This window comes from Streptomyces acidiscabies (assembly GCF_020010905.1).
Taxonomy (GTDB): domain Bacteria; phylum Actinomycetota; class Actinomycetes; order Streptomycetales; family Streptomycetaceae; genus Streptomyces; species Streptomyces acidiscabies.
Map to the genome: position 1 here is coordinate 5,569,182 of NZ_JAGJBY010000001.1, position 23,765 is coordinate 5,592,946.

Annotated in this window: 20 protein-coding genes and 2 pseudogenes; 13 read left to right on the forward strand and 9 right to left on the reverse strand. The window is 71.3% G+C overall.

All coding sequences use genetic code 11. From position 1 onward, the window contains the following. Positions 1-246 precede the first annotated feature (246 nt). The 3 genes from J8M50_RS25410 to J8M50_RS25425 all read left to right on the forward strand — a co-directional run bounded on the left by J8M50_RS25410 (position 247) and on the right by J8M50_RS25425 (position 2,719). Positions 247-474 (forward strand): cytochrome P450, encoded by a 228-nt coding sequence (locus J8M50_RS25410; RefSeq protein ID WP_010361095.1) that lies wholly within the window; start codon positions 247-249, stop codon positions 472-474. Further along, on the forward strand, positions 471-1,082 hold the full coding sequence (locus J8M50_RS25415; RefSeq protein WP_010361096.1) for an HAD family hydrolase: 612 nt from the start codon (positions 471-473) through the stop codon (positions 1,080-1,082). Before J8M50_RS25410 ends, J8M50_RS25415 begins: the two co-directional genes overlap by 4 nt. Before the next feature lie 440 nt (positions 1,083-1,522). After that, positions 1,523-2,719: an ISAs1 family transposase gene (locus tag J8M50_RS25425; RefSeq protein WP_079187963.1), complete on the forward strand. Its 1,197-nt coding sequence runs from the start codon at positions 1,523-1,525 to the stop codon at positions 2,717-2,719. Positions 2,720-2,791: 72 nt separating this feature from the next. Here the strand turns inward: J8M50_RS25425 and J8M50_RS25430 are convergent. Further along, positions 2,792-3,463 (reverse strand): annotated as a pseudogene (locus J8M50_RS25430) (LysR family transcriptional regulator); the annotation flags it as partial. Positions 3,464-4,518: 1,055 nt separating this feature from the next. Further along, positions 4,519-4,893: a peptidase inhibitor family I36 protein gene (locus tag J8M50_RS25435; protein ID WP_050375644.1), complete on the reverse strand. Its 375-nt coding sequence runs from the start codon at positions 4,891-4,893 to the stop codon at positions 4,519-4,521. A gap of 361 nt (positions 4,894-5,254) precedes the next feature. Between J8M50_RS25435 and J8M50_RS25440 the strand changes: the two are divergent. From J8M50_RS25440 to J8M50_RS25470, 7 genes and pseudogenes are all read left to right on the forward strand, one after another. Then, positions 5,255-6,062 (forward strand): annotated as a pseudogene (locus J8M50_RS25440) (MBL fold metallo-hydrolase). 56 nt (positions 6,063-6,118) lie between these two features. Beyond that, a complete protein-coding gene (locus J8M50_RS25445; RefSeq protein ID WP_010360078.1) occupies positions 6,119-6,595 on the forward strand; it encodes a nuclear transport factor 2 family protein in 477 nt (158 codons plus the stop codon). A 95-nt stretch (positions 6,596-6,690) separates the two neighbouring features. Further along, positions 6,691-7,635: a DUF4129 domain-containing protein gene (locus tag J8M50_RS25450; protein ID WP_010360077.1), complete on the forward strand. Its 945-nt coding sequence runs from the start codon at positions 6,691-6,693 to the stop codon at positions 7,633-7,635. Further along, positions 7,632-8,168, forward strand: a complete 537-nt coding sequence (locus J8M50_RS25455; protein ID WP_010360076.1) for a hypothetical protein — start codon at positions 7,632-7,634, stop codon at positions 8,166-8,168. Before J8M50_RS25450 ends, J8M50_RS25455 begins: the two co-directional genes overlap by 4 nt. Before the next feature lie 35 nt (positions 8,169-8,203). Then, entirely contained in the window at positions 8,204-9,211 is a 1,008-nt protein-coding gene (locus tag J8M50_RS25460) for an AAA family ATPase (protein WP_050375858.1), read from the forward strand. Beyond that, positions 9,208-10,554: a DUF58 domain-containing protein gene (locus J8M50_RS25465; RefSeq protein WP_010360072.1), complete on the forward strand. Its 1,347-nt coding sequence runs from the start codon at positions 9,208-9,210 to the stop codon at positions 10,552-10,554. Before J8M50_RS25460 ends, J8M50_RS25465 begins: the two co-directional genes overlap by 4 nt. Beyond that, positions 10,551-11,126: a hypothetical protein gene (locus J8M50_RS25470; RefSeq protein ID WP_010360071.1), complete on the forward strand. Its 576-nt coding sequence runs from the start codon at positions 10,551-10,553 to the stop codon at positions 11,124-11,126. The genes J8M50_RS25465 and J8M50_RS25470 overlap by 4 nt, the downstream gene beginning before the upstream one ends. 100 nt (positions 11,127-11,226) lie before the next feature. Here J8M50_RS25470 and J8M50_RS25475 read toward each other — a convergent pair whose 3' ends face one another. Then, positions 11,227-12,741: a sialidase family protein gene (locus J8M50_RS25475; RefSeq protein WP_010360069.1), complete on the reverse strand. Its 1,515-nt coding sequence runs from the start codon at positions 12,739-12,741 to the stop codon at positions 11,227-11,229. Positions 12,742-13,263: 522 nt separating this feature from the next. Continuing rightward, entirely contained in the window at positions 13,264-13,644 is a 381-nt protein-coding gene (locus J8M50_RS25480; RefSeq protein WP_010360067.1) for a hypothetical protein, read from the reverse strand. Between the two features lie 466 nt (positions 13,645-14,110). Here J8M50_RS25480 and J8M50_RS25485 point away from each other — a divergent pair, with 466 nt between their 5' ends. Next, positions 14,111-15,724: a hypothetical protein gene (locus J8M50_RS25485; RefSeq protein WP_010360066.1), complete on the forward strand. Its 1,614-nt coding sequence runs from the start codon at positions 14,111-14,113 to the stop codon at positions 15,722-15,724. A gap of 99 nt (positions 15,725-15,823) precedes the next feature. Next, the gene (locus J8M50_RS25490; protein WP_010360064.1) at positions 15,824-16,231 is read left to right on the forward strand and encodes a carboxypeptidase-like regulatory domain-containing protein; all 408 of its coding nucleotides are present in this window, start codon (positions 15,824-15,826) and stop codon (positions 16,229-16,231) included. 347 nt (positions 16,232-16,578) lie between these two features. On the opposite strand, the gene J8M50_RS25495 is transcribed toward J8M50_RS25490, so the two are convergent. Continuing rightward, positions 16,579-17,352: a hypothetical protein gene (locus J8M50_RS25495; RefSeq protein ID WP_141655663.1), complete on the reverse strand. Its 774-nt coding sequence runs from the start codon at positions 17,350-17,352 to the stop codon at positions 16,579-16,581. A gap of 90 nt (positions 17,353-17,442) precedes the next feature. Continuing rightward, entirely contained in the window at positions 17,443-18,180 is a 738-nt protein-coding gene (locus J8M50_RS25500; protein ID WP_010360062.1) for an IclR family transcriptional regulator, read from the reverse strand. A 185-nt stretch (positions 18,181-18,365) separates the two neighbouring features. Between J8M50_RS25500 and J8M50_RS25505 the strand changes: the two genes are divergently transcribed. Further along, positions 18,366-21,161, forward strand: coding sequence for an AfsR/SARP family transcriptional regulator (locus J8M50_RS25505; protein ID WP_010360060.1), 2,796 nt, complete (start codon positions 18,366-18,368; stop codon positions 21,159-21,161). Between the two features lie 36 nt (positions 21,162-21,197). Here J8M50_RS25505 and J8M50_RS25510 read toward each other — a convergent pair whose 3' ends face one another. The 3 genes from J8M50_RS25510 to J8M50_RS25520 form a co-directional block, all read right to left on the reverse strand. Then, positions 21,198-21,791, reverse strand: a complete 594-nt coding sequence (locus tag J8M50_RS25510; RefSeq protein ID WP_010360059.1) for a calcium-binding protein — start codon at positions 21,789-21,791, stop codon at positions 21,198-21,200. Between the two features lie 28 nt (positions 21,792-21,819). Then, a complete protein-coding gene (locus tag J8M50_RS25515) occupies positions 21,820-22,392 on the reverse strand; it encodes a hypothetical protein (protein WP_010360057.1) in 573 nt (190 codons plus the stop codon). A 421-nt stretch (positions 22,393-22,813) separates the two neighbouring features. Continuing rightward, positions 22,814-23,602: a hypothetical protein gene (locus J8M50_RS25520; RefSeq protein ID WP_010360056.1), complete on the reverse strand. Its 789-nt coding sequence runs from the start codon at positions 23,600-23,602 to the stop codon at positions 22,814-22,816. Positions 23,603-23,765 lie beyond the last annotated feature (163 nt).

A 23,765-nucleotide genomic window follows, 5' to 3' on the forward strand; every position in this document is an offset into this window, starting at 1 on the left:
CCGAGGCGGCTTCACCAGCAAGCTCCACCTCTCGGGCAAGGGCGGGTGACGCCAAGAAGGGGCCGGCTGTCCATGTACACACGCAACCGGCTCCGCGCAGTCGGCCCTGGCACGGACGGCCCATACAAAAGGTGGGCCACTTCACGCGGCACCCACTCGTCGCCGAGCGCCGTGCCCATAGCGTGCCCATTAGACCGGTGAACCACGGTGCGATCATGCACCCCCGGGTGCCACACCAGAGCACGTATGCCCAGTTCAGAGGCTATCCGACTCCCCAAGCGCCGTCGCTTCGGCCACGGCCCCCACCACTGCCTCGGCGACCAGCTCGCCCGCATCGAACTACGCACCCTCCTCACCACGATGCTCCACCGTTTCCCCGACCTGCACCTGACCGCCGACCCGGAACACATCCCCACCCACCAGCACCGCGTCGTCCACGGCCCGGCCCGCCTCCCCGTGGACTTCACCCCATGAACCGGCCCACCCCAGCGGCAACGAGCCCGCTCACGGACGGCGCCGAGTACGCCGCCTACGCCTTCGACTTCGACGGCACCCTCGCCGACACCACCGACGTCAACCACGCCTGCGTACAGGCCGCACTCGCCGCCCACGGCATCACCGTCACCCTCGACTGGGTCACCGTCGAACCCGTCTTCACCGCCAGGCAACTGTGCCGGCGGCTCGGCCTTGCTCCGGCCGCCCTTCCCGAGGCCGCCTTCGCCGAGGCCGCCCGCGCCCACTGGTTCGCGAACACCGACCGGATCCAGCCGATCGCCGCGGCTGCCGCCGCCGCGCGCACCGCCGCCGAACACGCCGCCGTGGCCGTGGTCTCCGCCAACTACGGCGACATCGTCCGCCACGGCCTGACAGCGGTCGGACTCGACGACCTCCCCTGGACCGTCGTCGGCCGCGACGACGTATCCCGGACCAAGCCGGCCCCCGACCCCTACCTGTACGCGGCCCGCCTCCTGCGGGTCGTCCCCGGACGGTGCCTCGCCTACGAGGACACGGACGAGGGCGTCACCGCCGCCACCACCGCAGGCATGCACGTCATCGACATCAGGCACCGGCCCTGGCGGTGAACGGACCGGTGGTGCAGCTTGGGCGTTGGTGGCGGTATGCCCGCAGTTCGTGCCGCCTCGAAGCCTCAGGTGCGTCATCCGACGTCGGTGAGACCCCGTCTCGTGGCTTCGTGCGCAGCGTGCCGGATGGCTTCGATGGTGGATTCGGAACGTCTTCGCCGCAGCCAGGCGAGGGCGGATGTGGAGGGGGAGAGGTCGACCACGTCGAGGTATTTGATGCCCGGGCGGGGAAAGTACGCGCGGGCGGCAGCCGGCAGAAAACACATCGCTTCTCCAGTGCAGGGCTCCGTCAAGTTCCGTGATTGCGTGGAGGGTTGGCGATCAGGCCGGTAGGGGCGGACAGCAGAGCAGGCACGGGGGTTCGTGATCATTGTGGTGTCGAAGCCAGATGATCACGAGGACGTCCCGTGCCTGCTGTTGCATCTTCCCCTATCCCTGCCGTGCTGGAGAAGCTGGGTCCGCTGGATGCGGACCGGATCGCTGACCTGCGTCCCTACCTCGAATCGGTTCCGGATCCGCGCTCGCGCCGGGGCCGGTGGTACTCGCTGACGGCGATCTTGCTGGTGTGTGCCTGCGCGGCCGTCTGCGGAGCGAAGAGCATCGACGAGCTCGCCGAGTTCGGCGAGCGGGCCACGAACTCGCTGCTGGCATCCCTCGGGGTACGCCGTCACCTGCTCGGCTGGCGGCGCAGCCCCAGGCCGGTCACTCTCGGACGCGTTCTTTCGGCACTTGACGGCGACGCCCTGGACCAGGCTGTGGGCGCCTACCTGGCCGACCGGCACCGCATCACCGCGTCCGCGGAAGTGCCCGAGGCCCGATCGCGGCAGGTCATCGCCGTGGACGGCAAGGCCCTCAGGGGCTCAGCCCGCCTGGCCGCGCCGCGCCGTCACCTGCTCTCGGCGGTCACCCACGACCGCGTCGCCACGATTGCCCAGGTCGAGGTCGGTGCGAAGACCAACGAAGTGCGCCACTTCAAGCCCCTGCTGGCGCCACTCGACCTCGCCGGCACCGTCGTCACCTTCGATGCCCTCCACTCGGTGAAGGCCAACATCACCTGGCTGGCCGAGACGAAGAAGGCCCACTACATCGCCGTCATCAAGACCAACCAGCCCACCGCCTACGCCCAGCTCGCCGCTCTGCCCTGGACGTCGATCAAGGTCCAGCACACCACCTCCGCCACCGCCCACGGCCGCCGCGAGTCCCGCTCGATCAAGACCTGCGCCATCGCCGACAACCTCGGCGGCATCGCTTTCCCCCACGCTCACCTCGCCATCCGGGTCCACCGCCGCCGCAAGCCCACCGGTCGGCCCGAAACCCGCGAGAACGTCTACGCGGTCACCAGCCTCGCCGCCCACCAAACCCGCCCCGCCGACCTCGCCACCGCCATTCGCGGGCACTGGGGAATCGAAAATTCCTCCCACTACATCCGAGACGTCACGTTCGCCGAGGACGCCTCGACCATTCACGCCGGCACCACGCCCCGCGCCATGGCCACCATCCGCAACCTCGCCATCGGCACCCTGAAGATCCTCGGAGCCGACAACATCGCCAAGACCACCCGCGCCATCCGCCACGAACCCGAACGAGCACTCGCCATCCTGGGCATCACCAACACCCCGGACACTCACGGAACTTGATCGAGCCCTGTCTCCAGTGGCCACCGTGTACAGCAGCGATTCCATGTCGGTGACTACCGGCCCGTAGCGGACGCGGCTGCCGTCAGGCCGTGGATCGACCGCCCAGAAGTCCCACCACAGCTGTGGAACCTGCTCGGGCATGGCGACCACCGGGACGCCGGAGAGCTGGGCCAGGGTGAGTCGGGGCAGGGCCGCCAGAGGGTGTCCGGCGGGCAGACAGGCCACTCGTGGCTCGGTGGCCAGGTGGTGCAGTTCGATGTCGTCCGTCACCGGAGGGCGGAGGAAGACCACGTCGGCCTCCTGTTGTGCCAGCGCGGTCATGTGATCGCCCAGGCCGAGGTCGACCAGTTGCACGGTTGTCCCGGGGTGACGGTCCTGTAGCAGGCCGAGTACGGCCCGGGTGTGGGCCATGGACGCCTCGGCTCCCATGGTCCCCACGACGAGCCGTCCGGAGATCTGCCGCAGCTGTGCGTCGGCGATGCGTCGCAGTCGGTCGACCGCCGCGACCGCCGCCCTGGCTTCGGGGAGCAGGGCCTGGCCTGCCTCGGTGAGCGCGGTCGTCCGGCTGGTGCGCTCCACCACCGGTACCCCCAAGCGTTTCTCCAACTCCCTGATCTGCTGACTCAGCGCCGGTTGCGTGATGAACAAGCGCGCGGCAGCACGTCCGAAATGGAGTTCCTCGCTCAGTGCGAGATAGAGCCGAAGCTGATGAATGCTCGGTTCCTTCGATGCGGATGCCCCCACGGAGAAGAACCTTTCAGACTCGCTGTGCCGTCATAACGGGCATGTTATTGATTGCCATGCATTCTGTGCCTCTGATTCGATGACGTCCCTATGCCGGTCATGTGATAGTGAATAACGGCACTCCCGGAGGCCTGGGAGGTCGTCTTTGAATCATTGGGCGCAGAAACTCGGAGAAGACATGAGATCCCGTTTCCTTGCTGGAGCAGGTGTTCTTGCACTTGCCGCCGGCGGTGTTTTGCTTTCGGCCCCCGCGTCCTCCGCATCCGGCCCGCCTCCGTGCACGGTCACGAAGGAAAGTCCCGGCTGGGGTCACTCGCAATGTTTTGGCGGCAGCGGCCAGCAGCGTGTGGTACTGACCTGTGGTAGCGGCTCCAGCCAGAATGTCAATTACGGGTCCTGGGTGCCGGCGAATGGAACTCAGTCCCACGCCTACTGCCGAATTCCCACGACCATTACGCTGGTCGACGTGGAGTACGTGTCCTGACTTCGCCGTTTCACTTGATTACGGTGTGAGTGGGACGGAAACACGGAAGTGCCTTCCTGGCCTGGGGCGATGAACCGAGCTCAGAGGTTCTGCCGGCCCGGGTGGAGGGCGCTTTCTCCGTGCAGGCCATCGGTTCGCGTCTCAAGGTCCATGTGGCGGCCGACATTTCGGGGGTATGCCGGATCACGCCAAGTAGAGGCGCTCGGGCCGATGGCATCCACGTCCCTCGCCTGACGGCTGCTCGCCCGGCTGCGCTCCGCCCGTGCTTGGGCTCGGGAGATAGCCTGGCTGCAGGCCGCCGGGACGAGGGCCGGGATACCTGCGGCACGGGCCGGCGGCCGTCAGGCGCGAACGCCACCAGCGATCACATCACCGTGCTCGACCTGCACATCTGGAGTGGCCGAAAGCATGCGGGCTCAGCCCGGCGAACAGGGCTGTCCAGACGGCTCCGACGCCGTGAGCACACGGGCCACGACCAAGATCAGGGAACGGACCCGTTCCGGTAGGCGGACGAAACTCCCAGCACATCAGATCCTTGCCGCGATGCCCGCCCGCCGCCTGGCACTCCGGATCAGCATTCACCACGCCAGGTGAGACTCTTCAGCTCCACTCCCGTGGGAAAGGAGAGCTTGTACTCGCCGGGGCCGGGGTTGAAGTGCAGGCACCTGTCCCAGGTGCGGCCTTCGAAGACCCAGGTGGCCTGAATATGATCGGAACCGGGGCTGGGAAAGCCGTTGTTCATGATGAACCCCACCCTCAGCGACCCGGACCAGTTGCCTTCTGTTTTCAAGATCGTCGGACCGTGATAGCCGGAGGAGCTCCAGGCGCAGACATTCCCTGTGGGGCAGTCCGGAGGACTCGGCTCCGCCGAAGCGCTCGGCGCGACCGCAATCACACCGAGGACGGCTGCACAGGCGGCAAGGGCTGCGGAACTCCGCTTGAGCATGGTGATCTCCCAGAGATACGACGCATGGACATGACCGACCCCAGGCGCGGCAACGGACCGGAGACCCTCGAAGTCGGCGTATCGAACGGTAGGCCGCACCGGGGACTTCACGGCCCTGACGGATGTCAGGGTGCGGCACTTGTGGGTGATGCTGATCGAAGGCTCGCCGGGGGTAGGCCGAGATGTTCGCACACGTCGCGGACGCGCGATCGTGGGGATGCGCAAAGGCGACGGCCTCGGCCGCTGACCGGCGCATCGCCCAGCCCGGTCCGCCTCGCCTACCGTCCGGAGACGGGAGGTGGCTCCGCGCGGCTGCGAGATGGGGCGGCCCGGATCGCCCCTACCAAGGAGTTGCAGCAGCATGCCGTTGTCCTCCCCGCCTCTTCCTCGCCTCGACGGCTCGGCCCTGGTCGTCGGCGGGCCCACGACCGTCCTCGACCTCGGCGGGCTCCGGATCGTCTCCGAACCGACCTTCGACGCCCCGGGCCCGCACGGCTACCTGACCAAGACGCACGGCCCCGTCCTCACCGAGGACGAGCTCGCCGACGCCGACCCGGTCCTGGTCCTGGTCAGCCACGACAACCACGCCGACAACCTCGACGACCAAGGCCGCGCCTTCGCGCCGGCTGCCCCGCTGCTGCTCACGACCACCAGCGGCGCCGAACGGCTCGGCGCTCCGGCCAAGGGCCTGGCCGCCTGGGACACCCACACGCTCACCCGCCCGGGACGGCGGCGAGCTCACCGTCACCGCGGTGCCCGCCGTCCACGGACCCGAGGGCGGTGAGCGCGATGCGGACGGCGAGGTCAACTGCCAGGTCGTCGGCTTCGTCCTGTCCGGAGACGGGCTGCCCACCGTGTACATCAGCGGTGACAACGCCTCCCTCCACACCGTCGCTGAGATCGCCCGCCGCACCGGGCATATCGACGCGTCCGTTCTGCACGCCGGCGCCGCGCGCGTCCCGGGCGAGTTCCGCGAGCGCCCGGTCAGCCTGGACAGCGTCCGTGCCGCCGCGATCCTCGGCGCTCCCGTCAACATCCCCGCCCACTACGACGGTTGGGCCCACTTCACCGAAGGCCGTGACACCATCGAGCACGCCTTCGACGACGCGGGCCTCACCGGCATCCTGAGCATCGCCGACCACGGCACCTGGATTCCCCTCAAAACCTGACCACCCACGGGAGTCCGGCATGTCCCTCGTATGCAACGACCCGAAAGGACACGCTGATGTCCCGTACCCCCGACGTCCAAGTCCGTCCGCCCTTGCCCCCGTTCACCGAGGCCGACGCGCTCGCGAAGGTACAGGCCGCCGAGGACGCGTGGAACACCCGTGACCCCGAACGCGTCGCTCTCGCCTACACGGAGGACTCGGTATGGCGCAACCGCGACACCTTCGTGACCGGCAGAGCGGAGATCCGCCGGTTCCTCGCCGAGAAGTGGCGCAGGGAGCTCGACTACGCGCTGCGCAAGGAGCTGTGGTCCTTCGGCGACGACCGGATCGCCGTCCGCTTCCAGTACGAGTGGCGGGACGCGGCAGGCGGGTACTGGCGCTCCTACGGCAACGAGCTGTGGGAGTTCGACGCCGCGGGCCTGATGCGCCGGCGTGAGGCGAGCATCAACGACGTACCGATCCAGGCGGAGGAACGACGCATCCTGGGGCCGAGGACCCCGGAACAGCGTGGGGATGCGCTGCCCCTGGCGTGACACGAACCGCACGCCGGGCGGTCGGGCGAGGTGGGAGTTCATGTCGAGCTCGAAGACCGGTGTGCGAAGCTGATGATCACAAGGGAAGGGGTGTGGTGGTGGGGCGGGAGCGTACGGTCGGTGCCGCGCAGGCCGCGTTGGCGGTGCTGGTTGTGGGTGGAGTGGTCCTGGGCGCACTGATGTTGCGTCCCGACACGGGGCTGTTGGCCAAGGGGCGCGGGCCGCTCGGCGGCAACCCGGTTCTCGTCGTCGGCCTCGCCCTGCTGTCACTGCTCGGCGGCCTGGCGCTGCGCGACAAGTACCAGGAGCAGGTCACCGCCCGGGAACTCACCCCGGCGGAACGGCGCGTGGCTCACGGCGTGAGCCGCGTCCTGCTGGCGGCGACGGTGGTCGTCCCCGTACTCGTCATAGCCCTGCACCAGTTCAGTTCACCCGGCAACGGCCATGGGGGCAGACGCGATCCGATACGGCTTCCCGGCCAACGACAGGACCCGATCCCCACCCCGCCACCCGCGCAGCAGGCCGAACACACCGGCCACAGCATGCACTTCGGGCTGACACGCATCCTGCTGGGCCTCGGTATCGCCCTGCTGGTCGCGGTCGTCATCATTGCCGGGCGGCGTCTGTGGCGGCATCTGACCTGGCCGGCGGCGCCCGGGACGTCGGGGACGTACGCGGTGCTCGACGACGGGCAGGAACGCCTGGCCCAGGCCGTGGACTCCGGGCGCCGCGCCCTGCTGGACGGAACCGACGCCCGCGCGGCCGTCATCGCCTGCTACGCCGCCATGGAGGAGTCCCTCGCCGACTCCGGTGTGACCCGGCGCGCCTCGGACAGCCCGCAGGACCTGCTGGAGCGGGCCGTCGCCGGCGGCCTGCCCACAGGCCCGGCCGCCGCACTCACCGCGCTGTTCCGCGAGGCCCGTTACTCCACGCACCCGATGGACGGCAGCCATCGCGACCGGGCCGCGACCGCGCTCGCCGAGATCGCCGACGGCCTGCGCTCGCGCACGCCTGGACCCGAAGCGACGGGTACCTCGTGAAGGCACCCGCCCGGATCCGGGCCACCGTCGACTCCGCGCTGGGCAAGCCCGGTTCGGTACGCCACTCGCTGGCCGTCCTGGGCACCGTCGCGGCCTCGACCGTAGTGCTGCTGGCCCTGGCCGACGGCGCTGCCGCAGCCGCCACCGGCCTCGCCCTCGTCACCGTAGTCGCGCTGGCCCTGGGGCTCTATGCCGCGGGCGTCGCCGCCCAGGGCAGCGGCTACCGCAAGCCGGTGCGTCTGCTGGACAGCCGGGCCCCGGCCCTCGGCGGGTGGCGGCGCATCGTGGTCGACACCTTCGCGGACGGCGGCGAAACGCACTTCGACACCGTCATGCGGCCCCAGTTGCAGCGGCTGTTCGCCGCCCGGCTGGCCGAACGGCACGGCGTGGCGATGTACCAGAACCCGCAGCGGGCCCGGTCCATGGTGGGAGCTGAGCTGTGGCCGTGGATCGATCCCGAGTCGGCCGCTCCGCAGCCCACTCTCCCCGAGCCCGTCCTGCGTTCCCTGCTCGACCGCCTGGAAACCCTGTGACCGACCCCGCACCCCAATCCCGTGAGGAACCGACCGTGACCAGCCCGCAACCCGTTTCGGACCACGTCACCCTGACTCCCCGGCAGGCGGGCGAACGGGCTGCGGCCGTACTCGAAGAGATCCGCACCGCCGTGGTCGGCAAGGCGGAACCGCCGACCCTGGTGATGCTCGGCATCCTCGCCGGCGGCCACGTCCTCATCGAGGACCTGCCGGGACTCGGCAAGACGCTGCTGGCACGCTCCTTCGCCACGGCTCTCGGCCTGGACTTCCGCCGTATCCAGTTCACCCCCGACCTGCTGCCCTCCGACGTCACCGGAGCGCCGTTCTACGACCAGCGCACTGCCGACATGGTCTTCCGGCCCGGGCCGGTCTTCACTCATCTGCTGCTCGCCGACGAGATCAACCGCACCCCGCCCAAGACCCAGGCCGCGCTGCTGGAGGCGATGGCCGAGTCCCAGGTGTCCGTCGACGGAAGCACCCGGCCGTTGCCGAAGCCCTTCATGGTCGTCGCCACCGCCAACCCCATCGAGTACGAGGGCACGTACACCCTGCCCGAGGCCCAGCTCGACCGGTTCCTGCTGCGGGTCCGCATGGGCTACCTGGAGGCGTCCGAGGAGGCCGGCATGCTGCGCGCGCGGGTCGACCGGGCGGCACCCGAGCCGGTGCTGCGCACGCTCAGCGGACCGGACGAGGTGCTGGCCATGCGAGCCGCCGTCGAGCGCGTCGAGGTCGACGACGACCTGCTGGAGTACGCCGTCGCGCTGGTCCGCGCCACCCGCGCCCACCCTCATATCCAGGTCGGCGCCTCTCCGCGCGGCGGCCTGGCCCTGGTGCAGCTCGCCCGCGCCCGTGCCGTCCTGGACCTGCGGGACTATGCGACCCCGGAGGACGTCAAGTCCGTGGCGGTGCCGGCCCTCGCGCACCGCGTCACCCTCAAGCCGGAGCTGTGGGTCCGGCAGATCGACGGCGACGACGTGATGCGCGAGATCGTGCAGTCCGTGCAGGCCCCGCAGACCTTGCCGCGCACACCGATCGCGTCATGACCGAGCCCGTGCCGGACCGCAGAGCGGCCACCGCCATTCAACGGGCCCTGGACGGCAGCCACGACGTGAGCGCCCACCCTCCGCCGCCACCTCCGCCCGGCCGGCGCGCCGGTGAACGCGCCCTGCGGCTGGGCACGGTGGCCGCCGTCGCGCTGGCCGCCGCGCTGCTCACCGGGCGCCCCTGGGTCCTCGCTCTCGCCGCCACGCCCCTGGTGCTGCTCGCCCTCGCCCTGCCGGGCGGGCCGCGTCCCGAGAACGTGACGGCCGAGGTCGAGGTGGAGCCGCGGCGGTGCTTCGAAGGCGAGCAGGTGACGGTGCGGATCACGCTGTCCTACGACGGTGCACCCGCCCGCCTGGACCCCGGTGTCGCCCTCGGCCACCGGGTCCGGCTCGACCACCTCGCGGTCGGCCCGCACCGTGTCGATCTCGTCCTGAGCGCGCAGAGCTGGGGCCGCTGGACCCTCGGCACGGTCGACGTTGACGTCTACGACCCCGGCGGGCTGACCCGGCGTACCGTACGGGCCGAACTCGGCGAGATCGCCGTCTTCCCGCTGCCCGAACACGCCGGCCTCACACCCATCCCGGTCCGGCTGCCGCAACGGCTCGGCGAGCACACCGCCGTACAGCGCGGCGAAGGCGTCGAGGTCACCGGGGTGCACCCGTACGTGCGCGGCGAACGGCAGCGGCGGATCCACTGGCCGGCCACCACCCGCCGCGGCGCCCTGCAAGTCCACCAGTTCGCCGCGGAACGCGCCGCCGACACCGTGGTGCTGCTGGACGCGCTCGCCGACGTCGTCGACCCGGTCACCGGTACGTCCTCGCTCGACGAGACCTTCCGGGCCGCTGCCGGGCTGGTGCGCGCCTATCTGCGCACCCACGACCGGGTCGGCGTCGTATCGGTCGGCGGTACGACCCGCTGGCTGCAACCGGGCAGCGGCCAGGGGTACTTCTACCGCATCGTCGAGAGTGTGCTGGAGGTCCGCAAGGACGCCGCGTACCGCACGGAGGGACTCAGCCCGCTCCCACCGCCCGCACTGCCCGAAGGCGCGTTGGTGTACGTCATCACGCCGCTGACCGACCGGCGGATCTTCGACGTCCTGCACCAGGTGCGCGGACGGGCCAACCCGATGGTCGTGGTCGAGATCCCCGCCGGCGAGCCGGCCTCGGAACCCGGCGACACCGAAGGGGAACTCGCGCTACGGCTGTGGCGGGCCGACCGCGACGCCATGCGCTTCGCCCTGGTGGAACGCGGCATCGCGGTCGTCGCCCACCGCCCCGGCGAGACCCTCGACCTCACCCTTGCGCCGCTGCTCCGTACCCGCATCCACGGGGGGACCCGATGACCGCCCCGTCCGCGGCCCGCAGTCGAGCTGCTCTGCTCATCGAACGTCTCACCTCCCGCATCACCGACCGCTTGCTCGGGACGGCCCTTGCCGTCGCGGCCTGCGACCCGCCGGCCGCCCTGCACGCGTCACTGCCGGTCAGGATGCTGGTTCTGGGAGCGGCGGCGACGGCGTGGTGGGCCGCTCCGATGGTCGACGCCCGCCCCGTCTCGACGTCCCTGCGGTGGTGGACCGTGGCAGCCCGCCGCAGGACGACCGTGCTGCCGGCCGCGGCGATCGCGGTCGCCGCGGCCACCGGCCCCCCGGCCTGGCTGATCGTCTGCATCGCCGCCCTGCTGCCTGCCTACCTGCTGGTCACCGACGCGTGGACCGCCGGGGTCACCGCCCCGCCCGGCCGTCGGCAGGCGACACCCGCGCTGGCGGCTGCCGCCGCGACCGCGGTGGTACTGCTCGCGGCCCAAGCGCCGGTAGCGGGCACCTCATGGGCACGGCTGCCCGCCTCACTCGCCATCGCCGCGACCGCGCTTTGCCTGGTACTGGCGCTGCGCACACGTCGCGGCATGCCCGGCTGACCGTCGATACCACTGGCGGTTCGGCGCTTGTCTCGGCGACACCAACGCTGTACGTGGATCGGCGTCGACGCCCGTCCGGTTGTTCATCCGTGGCTTGGGGTCAGGGGCTGTCCTCGCCGCCCTCGGTGCCGCCCGCGGCCAGCCACTGTGCGTAGGCGATCACGGCCAGACGGGCCGAGAAGGCGTTGTCGCGGGCGGTGGCGGTGGTGACGGTTGTTGTGCCGGCAGCCGCGGTGAGGCCCGATGTGGGTGTGTACATCGCCTCGTTGAAGACCGACCCGCTGGGGGCGGTGGCCACAGCGAAGACGGGGTGGGCCGTGCCGGCGGCGAAGGACGTGGAGATGTAGTCGCCGACCATCGTGCCCTGCGTGGTGCTCGCCAGCCATGAGTGGGTCATCGGGCCGGCCAGCTGGGTCGGCGCCGTCCAGGTGCTGCCGCCGTTGGCCGAGGAGACGTAGCCGACGTCCAACTGGCAGGTTGCGGCGGTGCAGTTGGCGACCGGGTGGTAGTAGTACGTCAGCGCCAGGTGCGCGGCGGAGCCCGAGGTGGCCGGGTCGACCGCGAGGCCGGGAATGAAGTGGTCGACGGTGCTGGTGGTCGCGTCGATCGGGATGCGGACCACCGACGACCAGGTGGTGCCGTTGGTGGTCGTCGCCATCACGATGTCGTTGGCGGTGCAGGAGCCGCCGCTCGCGCGGAAGCGGCAGTCCTGCCAGACGACGTACACCTTCCCGGCGGCGTCGATCTCGGCGGAGGGCAGCGGGCCGCTGCGCAGGCTGCCACGTACGGTGAAGGTGCTGACGGTGGCCACGGTGGTGGCGTTGGTCCAGGTGCTGCCGCCGTTGGTGGAGGTGAAGGCGCGGATCGCGGTCTCCGAGGCGTTGGCGATCGGGACGACCACGGTGCCGCCCGGCTGTACGACGGGCTGGCCGCCCAGGCCGGTGGCGTTGTTGCCGGTGTTCTTCGGCGCACCCCAGGTCAGACCGCCGTCGGAGGAGGTGGTCATCTTGATGCGGTCGCCGTCGCCGTTGTTGTCGTACTCGGTGTAGCAGTTGCCGTAGAACGCGCTCGTGGCGGTGTTGTCGCAGACGATCCAGTTCTTGTCGAGGCTCGAACCGGTCGCGGTGACCACCGGGTTGCTCCAGGTCAGCCCGCCGTCGGTGGAGCGGCTGGTGAACACCTCGGGCACGGCGACGGACGAGGTGATGGGGATGGTGGAGATCAGCCAGGCGTTGTGCTTCGCGTCGTAGGCCACCGACGGGTCGCTGACCCGCTGGAAGGTGCCGCCCGCCTGGGTCGTGATGCCCGGCAGGAAGCCCTTGGTCCAGGTGGCGCCGTTGTCGGTGGAGGTGGCGAAGCCGACGTTGGAGGAGCCGCCGTCGGTGAACCGGCCGACCTGGAAGGCGGAGACGATGGTGGAGCCGAAGGAGAAGGTGTCCGGCTCGACCTCGGTGGCGTGCTGGCTGGTGGAGTCGGTGTACGGATCGGAGCTGATCCGGGTGAGGGCCGGCGCGGCGGTCGCGGTGCCCGTCGACAGGGCCAGCGCGCCGGCCGCGAGGGCCGCCGTCACCAGGCCGGGTCTCGCCAGGCGGTGGAGCAGTGATGCCAGGGACATGGTCCGTTCCCTTTCGTAGCAGGGGTACGTCCGGCATCAGTGCGCCACGGAAGGGGGACGGGAGCGTGCCTCGTACACGTCCGCTCCATGAGGGGCGGGCGGAGCCCGGCCGGACCGAACCTCGTGCAGGACGTGCGTCAGGACGCCGACACTGTGCTGCGCCCGCGTGGTCATGTCAACACGTTTCGGCTCAACACCGCCCGGATCACTAGGAATTGACACCCCCTTGACTCTTCCTCGCCCCGGTGTCCTGCCCCGGCCGCACTACGCTCTGCGGGCAGCCGCTGCCCGGCGACCACGCATCGCCCAGGAATGTCACCGGCAACACGGCCGGGCCGCTTGGGGGTCGACCATGTACGCAGGCGCAAGAGCCTCCGCTACTGCCACGGGCGGCGTGCACGCGGCCATCGCCTCGCCCAGGCAGTCTGTCGTCCCCGCCCTGCCCGGTGATCCGTACGCCAACTGCGACGGCACCGGCATCACCTACCCGTCCGCCGAGGAAGAGCCCTACGTCTCGGTCGATCAGCGCAACGCGATCGGCATCTTCCGGCAGGGCCGCTGGTCCAACGGCGGCGCCAGGGCCCTGACCGCCACCCGCTTCACCGGGACCGCGTTGCCGCTCACCCACCGCACACCGTGCGGCCTGCCCTTCCAGCGCGCCTCCGACGGCTGGGTCGGCTTCGGCCCGGACGGCACCGGGTACTTCAGCGGCCTGGTCCTCGACGCCGCCGACGCCTGTAACGGGGGCGCCGCCTCTGCCTCGTACGACGGCGGCCGTATTCGGAAGCGCGCCAGCCGGTCGCCGAGGTCGACCCGAACGCGCCCGACGGCGCCACCAAGGCCCTGCGGGCGGGCGGCGATCTGCCCGGTGTGGCCATCGCCCCACGCGGCGGCGAGAACCACCCCACCGAACGGCGCATCTCCCGGATCTTCGACTGGCCACAGGCATCCTGTGCGGGCTGGGGCCACTTCCTGGGCGGCTACGGGGGGCCTCACTACGAACGGCCCGACCGTCCGGCCCCTTGCAGCCGCCACGGCATCGACATCGGCGTCACCACGGGCTGCTGCCCCGGCCGCACCGCACCGGCACACCCTCGGTATCCACCGGACGCGCCGTGGCTGTTATGCATCCTTGCCGCCTCTCGTCGGCTGGACACCAGTGGCCGCGTGGCACTGATGGTGAATCAGTTTCCTTTCACAGGACGAGATTCAGACTATTTGTGATCTTTTATCCGGAATTCTGGTGGGCGTGGTAGTGGATCGCTAGGTTCGCTGGCGTACGACGGCGGTGCCTGCCCCGCACACCGTGGGGGAAGTGGCGATCGATGCCGTCGTGCATCCGGTTCGCCCAGCATCAGGGGGGTTCGTCATGTCCGGTTCCATCCGCATGCCGTTGGCCAGGTCGCGGCGGCGAAGACTGTCCGTCTGGGCGGTCGTGCTCCTGGTCCTGTCGTTCGGGCTGGCGGGCCTTCAGTCCACGCCCGCGTCCGCCGCCCCGCACGGCCAGGGCAATGCCGCCCGGACGGCGACCAGCGGCGGCGCTCGGGTGGCGGCTGCCGTCACCGACAAGCCGCGGCAGTACACGGCCGAGGAACTCGACCAGCTCAACGCCCGGCTGTACGACGAGGACACGATGAGCAAGGGCAGGGCCGGGCACAGCCCTCAGCACGCCCCGCTCGGTACCGCGCTCACCGATCCCTCCTCGGTGCGATCCGCCGCTCCCACCGTCGCGACCACCGTGCGCGACAGCGCGATCCCGGCCTCCGGGATATCCGGCGGCTCCTCGTTCCTGTCCTCGACGCAGGAGCCGAGCACCGACGCCAACGGCTCCAACATCTTCCAGACCGGCAACTGGTACGCCACCCGCTCCACCGACAACGGCGCGACCTGGTCCTACCTCGACCCGTACTCCCTGTTCGGGTCGGGGTTCTGCTGCGACCAGGTCACCCAGTACGACCCCGCGACCGGCAGGCAGTTCTGGCTGCTCCAGTTCAGCGACCACCTGGTGATCGCCAACGCCACCGCCTCCGGCTCCGGCGCGTTCACCAACTGGTGCTACTGGAACATCACCCCGAGCTGGCTGGGCCTGGCGAGCACCACGGGGCTGGACTACAACGACATGACCATCAGCAACAGCAACGTCAACATCTCCACCAACTTCTTCCCCACCTCCGGGGCAGGCGGTGCCGGTCTGCTACGGCTGCCGAAGAGCGCGATGAGCACCTGCGGCGCCTTCAACTACGGCTATCTGACCCGCACCGACAACTTCACGTACAAGCTGGTGCCCGGCTCCACCGACACCCTCTACTGGGGCAGCAACTGGGGCCAGACCAACGGCAGTTCGTTCCGGGTGTTCGCCTGGCCGGAGAACTCCGGCAACTACTCGTGGTGGGACCGCACCATCCCCACGTACGGCTTCTACAACCGCAACAGCGGCCAGAACTGCGCCAGCGCCGACGGCGTGGTGACCAACTGGTGCCAGTACGCCGACTCCCGCGTCCTGGGCGCCTACCGGACCGCCGGGCTGATCGGCTTCTCCTTCAACGCCAAACAGGACAGCAGTCACCCCTTCCCCTACACCCGGTTCGTCTGGTTCAACGAATCGGACAAGAACCTCAACGGTTCCGGTGACCTGTGGGGCAGCTGGGGCGCCATCCAGTTCGCCGCTCTCGCACCCAACTCCCAGGGTCGGGTGGGCCTGGAATTCGCCTGGGGCGGCGGCACCGGAACCACCCACTACTACCCCGGCAGCGGCATCAACACCCAAGCCGCCAACGCCGTCGACACCAGCCCCAACTACTACCTGTGGGGCGCCGGAAACACCTGTACCTACTCCGGCCTGCCCCGCTGGGGCGACTACCTCACCGTCCGCACCTACCAGGCCGACCCCACCCGCTGGATCGCCGCCGGCTATGCGATGAAGGGCGGCAACTGCGGTGCCACCGGGGCCTACCCCGAACCGCACAACGTCCTGTTCTCCTAGCACCGGATCAGGCCCGGTGGCCGGGCAGGGATCTCCCCGCCCGGTCACCGGGCCACGCCCGTGGAGGAACCGGCCGGCACCGTGGGGAGTCGAACCTGTATGAAGCGCTCCCTGCGCGCCGCGTTCGCCGTCCCGGCGCTGGCCGCCACGGTGCTGTCGGCCGCCGGATGCGGTAGCTCCCGGGGGCCGGAGTCGTCCGACGCCGGCATCGAGGGCCGCACCATGGTCGATGCCGGTTGCCCGATGGTCCGCGGCCACAGCCCCTGCCCCGACCGGCCCCTGAGCGCCCGGCTGACCATCACCACCGGCGATCCCGAACGGACGGTCACCGAGACCACCAGCGGCACCGACGGCCACTTCCGTATCCCGCTGCCGCCGGGCGACTACACCCTCCACCCGGCCAACCTCACCAGCGCCGTCACACCGACCGCCCAGCCGATGGACGTCACCGTCACCAGCGGACGGTTCACCACGATCGTCGTCTCATTCGACTCGGGCATCCGCTGAGGCGCCTCCGTCCCCGCCGGGAACCGGACGACGGTCTGCGTGCGGGGGAAGCGGCGGCTCGGAGGCGGACTCGACCCCGTCGCGCCCTTCCGCTCAGCCGGTGACCCCGACTCCCTCGGGAAGCAGTTCCAACGTGCCCGGCCTCCCGACAGCCTCGGCGAAAGAACCCTCCGCGTCTGCGGGCTGCGCCGGACACGCAGAGGGAACGATCTTCCCCGGCGACGCGCCCGAACAGCGGCTGTGGCCGACGCCGACGCCATGCTCCCGGTCCAGCGCCGGGAGAAGCCGTTGCCTTCCGCAGCTTCGCCTTCGCCGTCGAGAGCGGTGCGCCTTCTACCTGGGCGCGGTCACCGTGCCCCCTTCCGCGCGAACGTGTCGCCCTGGCCCGCGCCCCTGGTCAGGAGCTTGCCCAGTGCCGTGAGTCCGTGCCGGACCGCACGGCCGTTGCGCACGGTGTCGATGAGTCCGGCTCCGCGGAGGGCAGGACCGGTCTGCCCGGACCGGCTGGATAGACCACCAGCAGCGTTGTCGCCGGCCAGAGCCGCCCCGGTCCAGTAGAACGTGGGCAGCGGAACCAGGCCTCGGTCGGCTGCCGTCACGTACCGCGCATAGGGCGCGTCGACATCCCAGCAGCCGTCGACCAGCCGGGAGCCCGGGCACAGTGCGGCCAGCGCTCCGGCGACCCCGCGCTTGGCCGCGTCGAGAGCGTAACGCGCGAACTCGACCTCGTGGCCGACCGCCACCTGGGGCCAGGACGCGGCGTCGAAGGCGTCATGCAGGCCCAGGCACAACCGCTCCCGGGAGGGGACGTCACCGTGGACCAGATCCCTCAGCCAAAGGGGTACGGGGCCCCTCCGCCCGGCCCAGGCCTGTTCGACGCCCGCCCGCACCAGGGTGATGGGGGCGGCCCGGACCGCGTCCAGGCCGGTCGCCAGGTCCGTGCTCAGCGGGTCGAGGAACGCCGGGCCCGTGTATGCGGAGATCAGGTCCCACAGCGGGCGGGTGGTGCCGGGCAGGCGTTGCCGTAATCCGCGCCGCCACCGTCCGAACACATCCGGGCGCCGCAGCATCATCAGTGCGAGCTTGAGCTCGACGAGCGGCGCCGACGGCAATGCCCGCACCGTGGACCCGGATCCTTCGGTCGTCCTGGATTCGTCCTGGCAGGCCAACGAGTCGTACCTGTCTCGAAGGCCGCGAACCCGAACCGGCGCTCAGTCGCTCTCGCGTCCGAGACGTGTGCTGATGCAGCCCCCCGTCCGCCGGACGACCTCGGCGACCCGCTCCAGCCGATGCGCGGGACCGGCCACGGCGAAGAGCGCTGCGACAGGGGTGTCGCCCCCGCAGTACAGCGGCGCGGCGACGCAGCGCGCCCCGGGCGCGAGGACGCCTCGGTCCACGGCGAAGCCACGCGCTCGGATATCCCGTGCCTCCCGGGGCCAGGAGGCCGGCACCGGGCCGGGCGGGAGCCGGTGACCGGGCGTCGTCGCGGCGCACGCCTTCCCGGCGGCGGTGTACCAGGGCCGGGGAAAGCGGTCCGTCGGCGCGGAGAGCGCGGCCCCCTCGCTCCCCGGAAACCACTCGACCAGGAACGTCCGGTGCCGGCGCAGCACCGCCGTCCCCACAGCGGTGCCCGTCAACTCGGCCAACCTGCGCGCGGGTTCGGCCGCCGCCGTACGCAACCCGGGATGCGGCTGCCAGTCCTGCCCGAGCTGGAACATCCGCCAGCCGACGCGATATCCCCCCGCGTGGCGTTCGACGGCGCCCAGGGCGGTCAGCTGTTCCAGCAGCCGGTGTGCCGTGGCCTTGGGCAGTCCGCTCTCGGACGACAGCCGGGTCAGTCCCGCTCCCTGCGCGCGCTCCACCGCCGCCAGCAGCGCGAAGGCTCCCTCCAGGACGCTGCGCCCGCCGCCGCCCGTCGACGTACTCGCACCGTACGAGATTCCGGTCATGATTCCCCCTGCTCCCCGAGTTCCCGCGCGCACGGCGGTGGTCGGACCTCCGGCGCATCGCCATGCTGGGGCACGAGGGTGGGGCGAGATGTTGTCGATAGGTTGTCGTCCCCACTCGCGGGTGGACTCGGTGCACGGGGGAGAGATCGAGGGGGTCGATGCCTCAATTACGTTTGCTCGGACCTGTGGAACTGGCCGCGCAGGCAGGGACGGCCGAGATCGGACCGCCGCAACGGCGCGCCGTGCTCGCGGCGTTGGCCGTGGACGCCGGCCGGCCGGTGGCTCCCGACGTGGTGATCCGACGGGTCTGGGGCCCGGACTCCCCACAGGGGGCCCGGCGTTCGGTGTACGCGCACGTCGCCCGGCTGCGCACCGTGTGCGAGGGAACCGGCCGGATCAGGGTGACACGCCGGTCCGGCGGGTACGTCCTGGAGGCCGACCGGGACCGGATCGACGTCCACAGGTTCCGTCGGCTGGTCGGCGACGCGCGCGGTGCCGGGCTGCCGGACGGCGTACGCGCGAGGCTGCTGGGCGAGGCGCTCGGTCTGTGGCGGGGTGAGCCGCTGAGCGGGCTGGACGGTCCGTGGGTGGTGCAGACGCGCGAGGCGTGGCGGCGCGAGCACCTGGAGGCGACCGTCGCGTGGGCGCGGCTCCAGGCGCTCGACGACCCCGCCGTGGCGATCGGCCCGCTGTCCGCGCTGCTCGACGAACACCCGCTGACGGAACCGCTGGCAGAGACGCTGATGCGGACGCTCTACGCGGCCGGCCGGGGCGCCGAGGCGCTGGAGTGCTATGCCGCCGTCCGGCGCCGGCTGTCCGAGGAACTGGGCACGGAGCCCGGCCCGGCGCTGCGTGCCGCCCACCAGGCGGTGCTGCGGGGAGGAGCGCCGGTACCGAGCAGGCCCCCGGCGAGCACCAAAGCCACACCCCAGCGGGTGGTTCCCGCCCAACTGCCGGTGGCGGTACGGGGGTTCACCGGGCGGACGGAGGAACTCGCGCGGCTGGACGCCTTCCTGACGACGGCGCCGTCGGCCCCCGTGGTGATCTCGGCGGTGTCCGGCACGGCGGGAGTGGGCAAGACGTCGCTGGCCGTGCACTGGGGCCACCGGGTGCGGAAGTCCTTCCCCGACGGGCAGTTGTACGTGAACCTGCGCGGGTTCGACCCGGGCGGCTCGTCGCGGGACCCGGCCGAGGCGCTGCGCGCTTTCCTGGACGCCCTGGAGGTGCCCCCCGCCAGGATCCCCGCAGGCCTGGACGCACAGGCGGCCCTCTACCGGAGCCTGCTCGCCGACCGGCGGATGCTCGTCGTACTGGACAACGCCCGGGACGCCGACCAGGTCAGGCCACTGCTGCCCGGGGCACCCGGCTGTCTCGTCCTCGTCACCAGCCGCAACCGGCTCACCAGCCTGGCGGCCGTGGAGGGCGCCCACATGTTCGCGATCGACGTACTCTCCTCCGCCGAGGCCGAGTCCATGCTGGCCGACCGGCTCGGCGGACCGCGTACGGCGACCGATCCCGCCGCCGTCGCCGAGATCACGGCCCGGTGCGCCGGTCTGCCCCTGGCGCTGGCCGTGGTGTCCGCCCGGGCCGCCGCCCAGCCGAACCTGCCGCTCGCCGTCCTCGCGGGCGAACTGCGCGACGGGAACAGCCGCCTCGACGCGCTCGACGCAGGCGACCACGCCACTCGGGTACGTGCCGTCTTCTCCTGGTCCTACAAGGCCCTGAGCCCCGCCGCCGCCAGGCTGTTCCGGCTGCTCGGGCTGCATCCCGGGCCGGACATCTCCGGCCCGGCGGCGACGAGCCTGGCGGGCGAGCCCCCGGCACGCACCCGCCTGCTGCTGGCCGAACTGACGACCGCCCACCTGCTCGCCGAACCCGCCCCCGGCCGCTACTCCTTCCACGACCTGCTCCGCGCCTACGCCGGCGAGCTGGCCCGCGCCGAGGACGACGAGGACGGCCGACGGCGGGCGGCGCACCGGATCCTCGACCACTACCTGCACACCGCGCTGAAAGCGCAGCGCCTGCTGGGCCCACCCGCCGACCGCATCGTGCCCGCCCCCGTCCGGCCCGGCGTCCTCCCCGAGGAACCGGCCGGCCGGGACGCCGCCATGACCTGGTTCACCGCCGACCACTCCGTGCTGTCCGCCGCTCTGCACCAGGCCGCCCGGGACGGCTTCGACACCCATGCCTGGCAGTTGGCCGCCGCGCTGAGCACGTACCACCAGCGCGCCGTCCTGTGGTCCGAGTGGGCCGCCGCCCACACCGTCGCGCTGGCCGCCGCCGAGCGGCTGGGCGACCGGGCGGCGCAGGCGTGCGCGCTGCGCAACATCGCGAACGCCCAGTCGTCGCTCGGACGTCAGGAGGACGCCCGAGCCCGCCTCGACCGCGCCATGCGGCTGTACCGGGAGCTCGGCGACCCGGCGGGCGAGGCCCACACCCATCTGGCCCTCGGCAGGGTCTCGACCCGCCAGGAGCGCCGCGCGGAGGCGCTCACCCACTCGCGGCGGGCGGTGGACCTCTTCGCCGTCGCGGGGGAGCGGGGCTGGCAGGGCATGGCGCTCAACAACGTCGGCTGGGACCACACGCTGCTCGGCCGCCACCGGCAGGCCGTCGACCTCGGCCGGCGGGCGCTCGCGCTCCTGGAGGGGGCCGGCCACCTCTCCGGCGAGGCCCACACCTGGGACACCCTCGGCTACGCCCACCACCACCTCGGCGAGTACGCGCAGGCGGCGGCCTGTTACGAGCGGGCCGCCCGGCTCTTCCACGAGCTGGGCGACCGCTACTTCGAGGCGGACATCCTCGCCCACCTCGGTGACACCCTCCACGCGGCCCGGGACACCGGCTCGACCCGGGACGCGTGGAGCCGGTCGCTGGCCCTCTTCGAGGAGCTCGGGCACCCGGACGCCGCCGCGCTGCGCGACCGGCTCCAGCACCACCTGGGCAAGGATCCGGCCGTCACCGCGCTCCCCGACCGTGACTGAACGAGGCAGGCACCGGCGCGGGCCGCGTCCGGGTGGTCATCCCGTCGACTCGCAGTTGCTGACGGTCTCTCCGTTGACGCAGACGTCCGTGTCGTCGCCGCCGTCGATCACGTCGGTGCCCGGACCGCCGTCCAGCCGGTCGTCGCCGGGGCCGCCGCGCAGTTCGTCGTCGCCGGGGCCGCCGCGTGCCCCGTCGGCTCCGGGACCGGCGTCCACCAGGTCGGTGCCCGGACCGCCGTCGACCGCGAAGTCGTCGCCGCCCTCTCCCCGTACGACGTCGTCGCCGGCCTGGCCGTGGAGGCTGTCGCGGCCGTCGCCGCCGAACAGTTCGTCGTCGCCGTCCCCGCCGGAGAGGGTGTCGTCCCCGGCGCCGGTGCAGACCGTGTCGTTCCCGCCGCCCGCCAGCACGTCGTGGTTCCCGTCGCCGGTCACGATGACGTCGTCGCCGTCGGTTCCGCTGACGACGGGCGCGTCGCTGACGATCGTGGCGGCCTTGCCGTCGCAGACCGGTACCGGGTCCGCGTGTGCCGGGGGAGAGGCGGCGAGCGTGGCTCCCCACACCAGGACCGCTGCCGCGCCGAGGCGGCAGAGGGTGTGGAGTGCGGCGGGTGCGCTGTGCGAGGTGGGCATGGTTCCTCCTTCGACCTGCGGTACAGGTTCAGCGGATGACGATGTGCACGTAGGCGTTCACCGAGTTCAGGCACTGGTTCCCGGTGCCGTTGTCGTGCGCGGAGTAGCCGTTGTCGGAGTAGCCGTCGTCCTGGTAGCCGAGGACGAGGCTGCCGCCCCGGCCACCGACCAGGTACTGCCGTCCGACCACGTTCAGCAGGCGCTCCAGGCTGCCGGTGGCGCCCGGAATGGTGATGAGGCCGTGGTACAGGTCGTTGTCCGAGGCCGGGTCGACGTACCGCTTCCAGGTGAGCCCCCTGCCGCCGGTCTGCACACAGCCGCCCCCGTCGACCGTGACGTGGTCGCCGGGCAGGAACGAGAAGGCGTAGGTCGTCGACGGCTCGGTCACGACCGGCTCGGTGATGGTGCAGTCGATCGGCAGGGTCGTGCCCGAACAGCCGGGGCTGTACTTGACGTCCCGCAGCGACAGGTGCGCGGGGACCCGCCGGACGTTGCGGTCGGTGGACGACGTCTGGTGGGACGCCGCCGAAGCGGCGGGGACGGTGCTCATCGCGGCGCCCACGGCGAGGGCGACGGCGGCGGTCGTCAGGATTTTTCTCATGCTGGTTCACCGGATTCCTCTGAGGATGCCCCGGCTTTGAGGCCGGGGCGGGGGTACCTCCCGCTTGCGGGGGAGAATCGGACTCCTGCGGAGCCGGGCAGGGAACGGGGTTTCGCCGCCGGGGCGAAAGGCCGCCCACACGATCGGGTAACCTGCGCGCGTGCGTTGCGAGAACCAAGCGCGCACACCGTGCTGAGTGAGAACCAAGCCAGCACAGCGAGTCCTTTGCTTGCAGTACCAAACCGGGCAGGTTCCGTCCCGGCTGGTGTTGAGGGTGTAGGACCTGACCGCCCGTTGGGCGGACAGGCAACCTGAGCCAGGAATTCCCTTGCTTCAGCCAGGGGAGGGTTCAATCCTTGGACGGGGTGCAGGGGGCTGACCGGCATGGGACGGATGTCGGCGGCCGATCGACTCGGCTCCGCTACGCGGTCAGCTCCGGGAGAGCCGCGGCGGAGGACACGTAGCTGGTGGCGCGCACGGCCTCGGACGCGGCGTACTCGTAGGTGGACGCGGGCAGCGGCGGCAGCGGCTGCCGGTACCTGAGCCCCGTCACGGTGACCCAGTCCAGGCCGACGTTGCCGTTGAACGCCGTGCACTGGAGCTGCGCCTCGACGGACCTGGCGCCGGGCTCGGCGTCTCCCCACAGCGGGGTCGCGAAACAGCGCGGGGTCAGCCGCGTGACGACCGTCTGGTTGGCGGAGACGAGCGTCTGCCGCAACAGGTCGGTGCTCAGGCCCGCGTACGTCCGGGCGAACAGGGCGATCGGACCGACGGTGTTCAGGGCGAACCCGAGCTGGTTGACGGAGGCGAGCTGCGAGACGTTGCTGATGTCCGACTGCGCCAGGGTCGCGCAGGACGTGGCGGCCATGGCGAACGCCTGGAGGTTGTCCGGGGACAGCCGGCGGATGTCCGCGACCTCGATGACGGCGCTCCTGGCGCACGCCTGCACATCCGCCGTCGCGACGGCGTCGACCTCGTTGAGGATCTCGGTCTTCGCCACGCTGATCGCGTTCTCGATCCGGGTCGTCGCCTCGTCGAGCGTGAGCTGGTTCCCGAAGAATTTCTGGTACGCGTCGTACGCCTGCTTCACGTAGCCCAGATAGCCGGTGAAGTCCGAGACCGTGTCCGCGCGTGCGGGCTGCGCGCCGGCGAACGCGAAGATCGCGGCGGTCGTCAGCGCGGTCGCGGCGCCCACCAGCTTTGTGCCCATCGATCTGGCCGTTGCAGTCATCGTGCGGGTCCCTCTCCATAGCCGGATGCTCGGGAACCGGCCCGCCGCACCTGCACGCACGCCGGACCGCTCCGAGCCAAGGTCCCGCTCCCACGCCCGCGCGTCACACCGAGTTCCGCTGAGCGGACCGCGTCCACCTCCG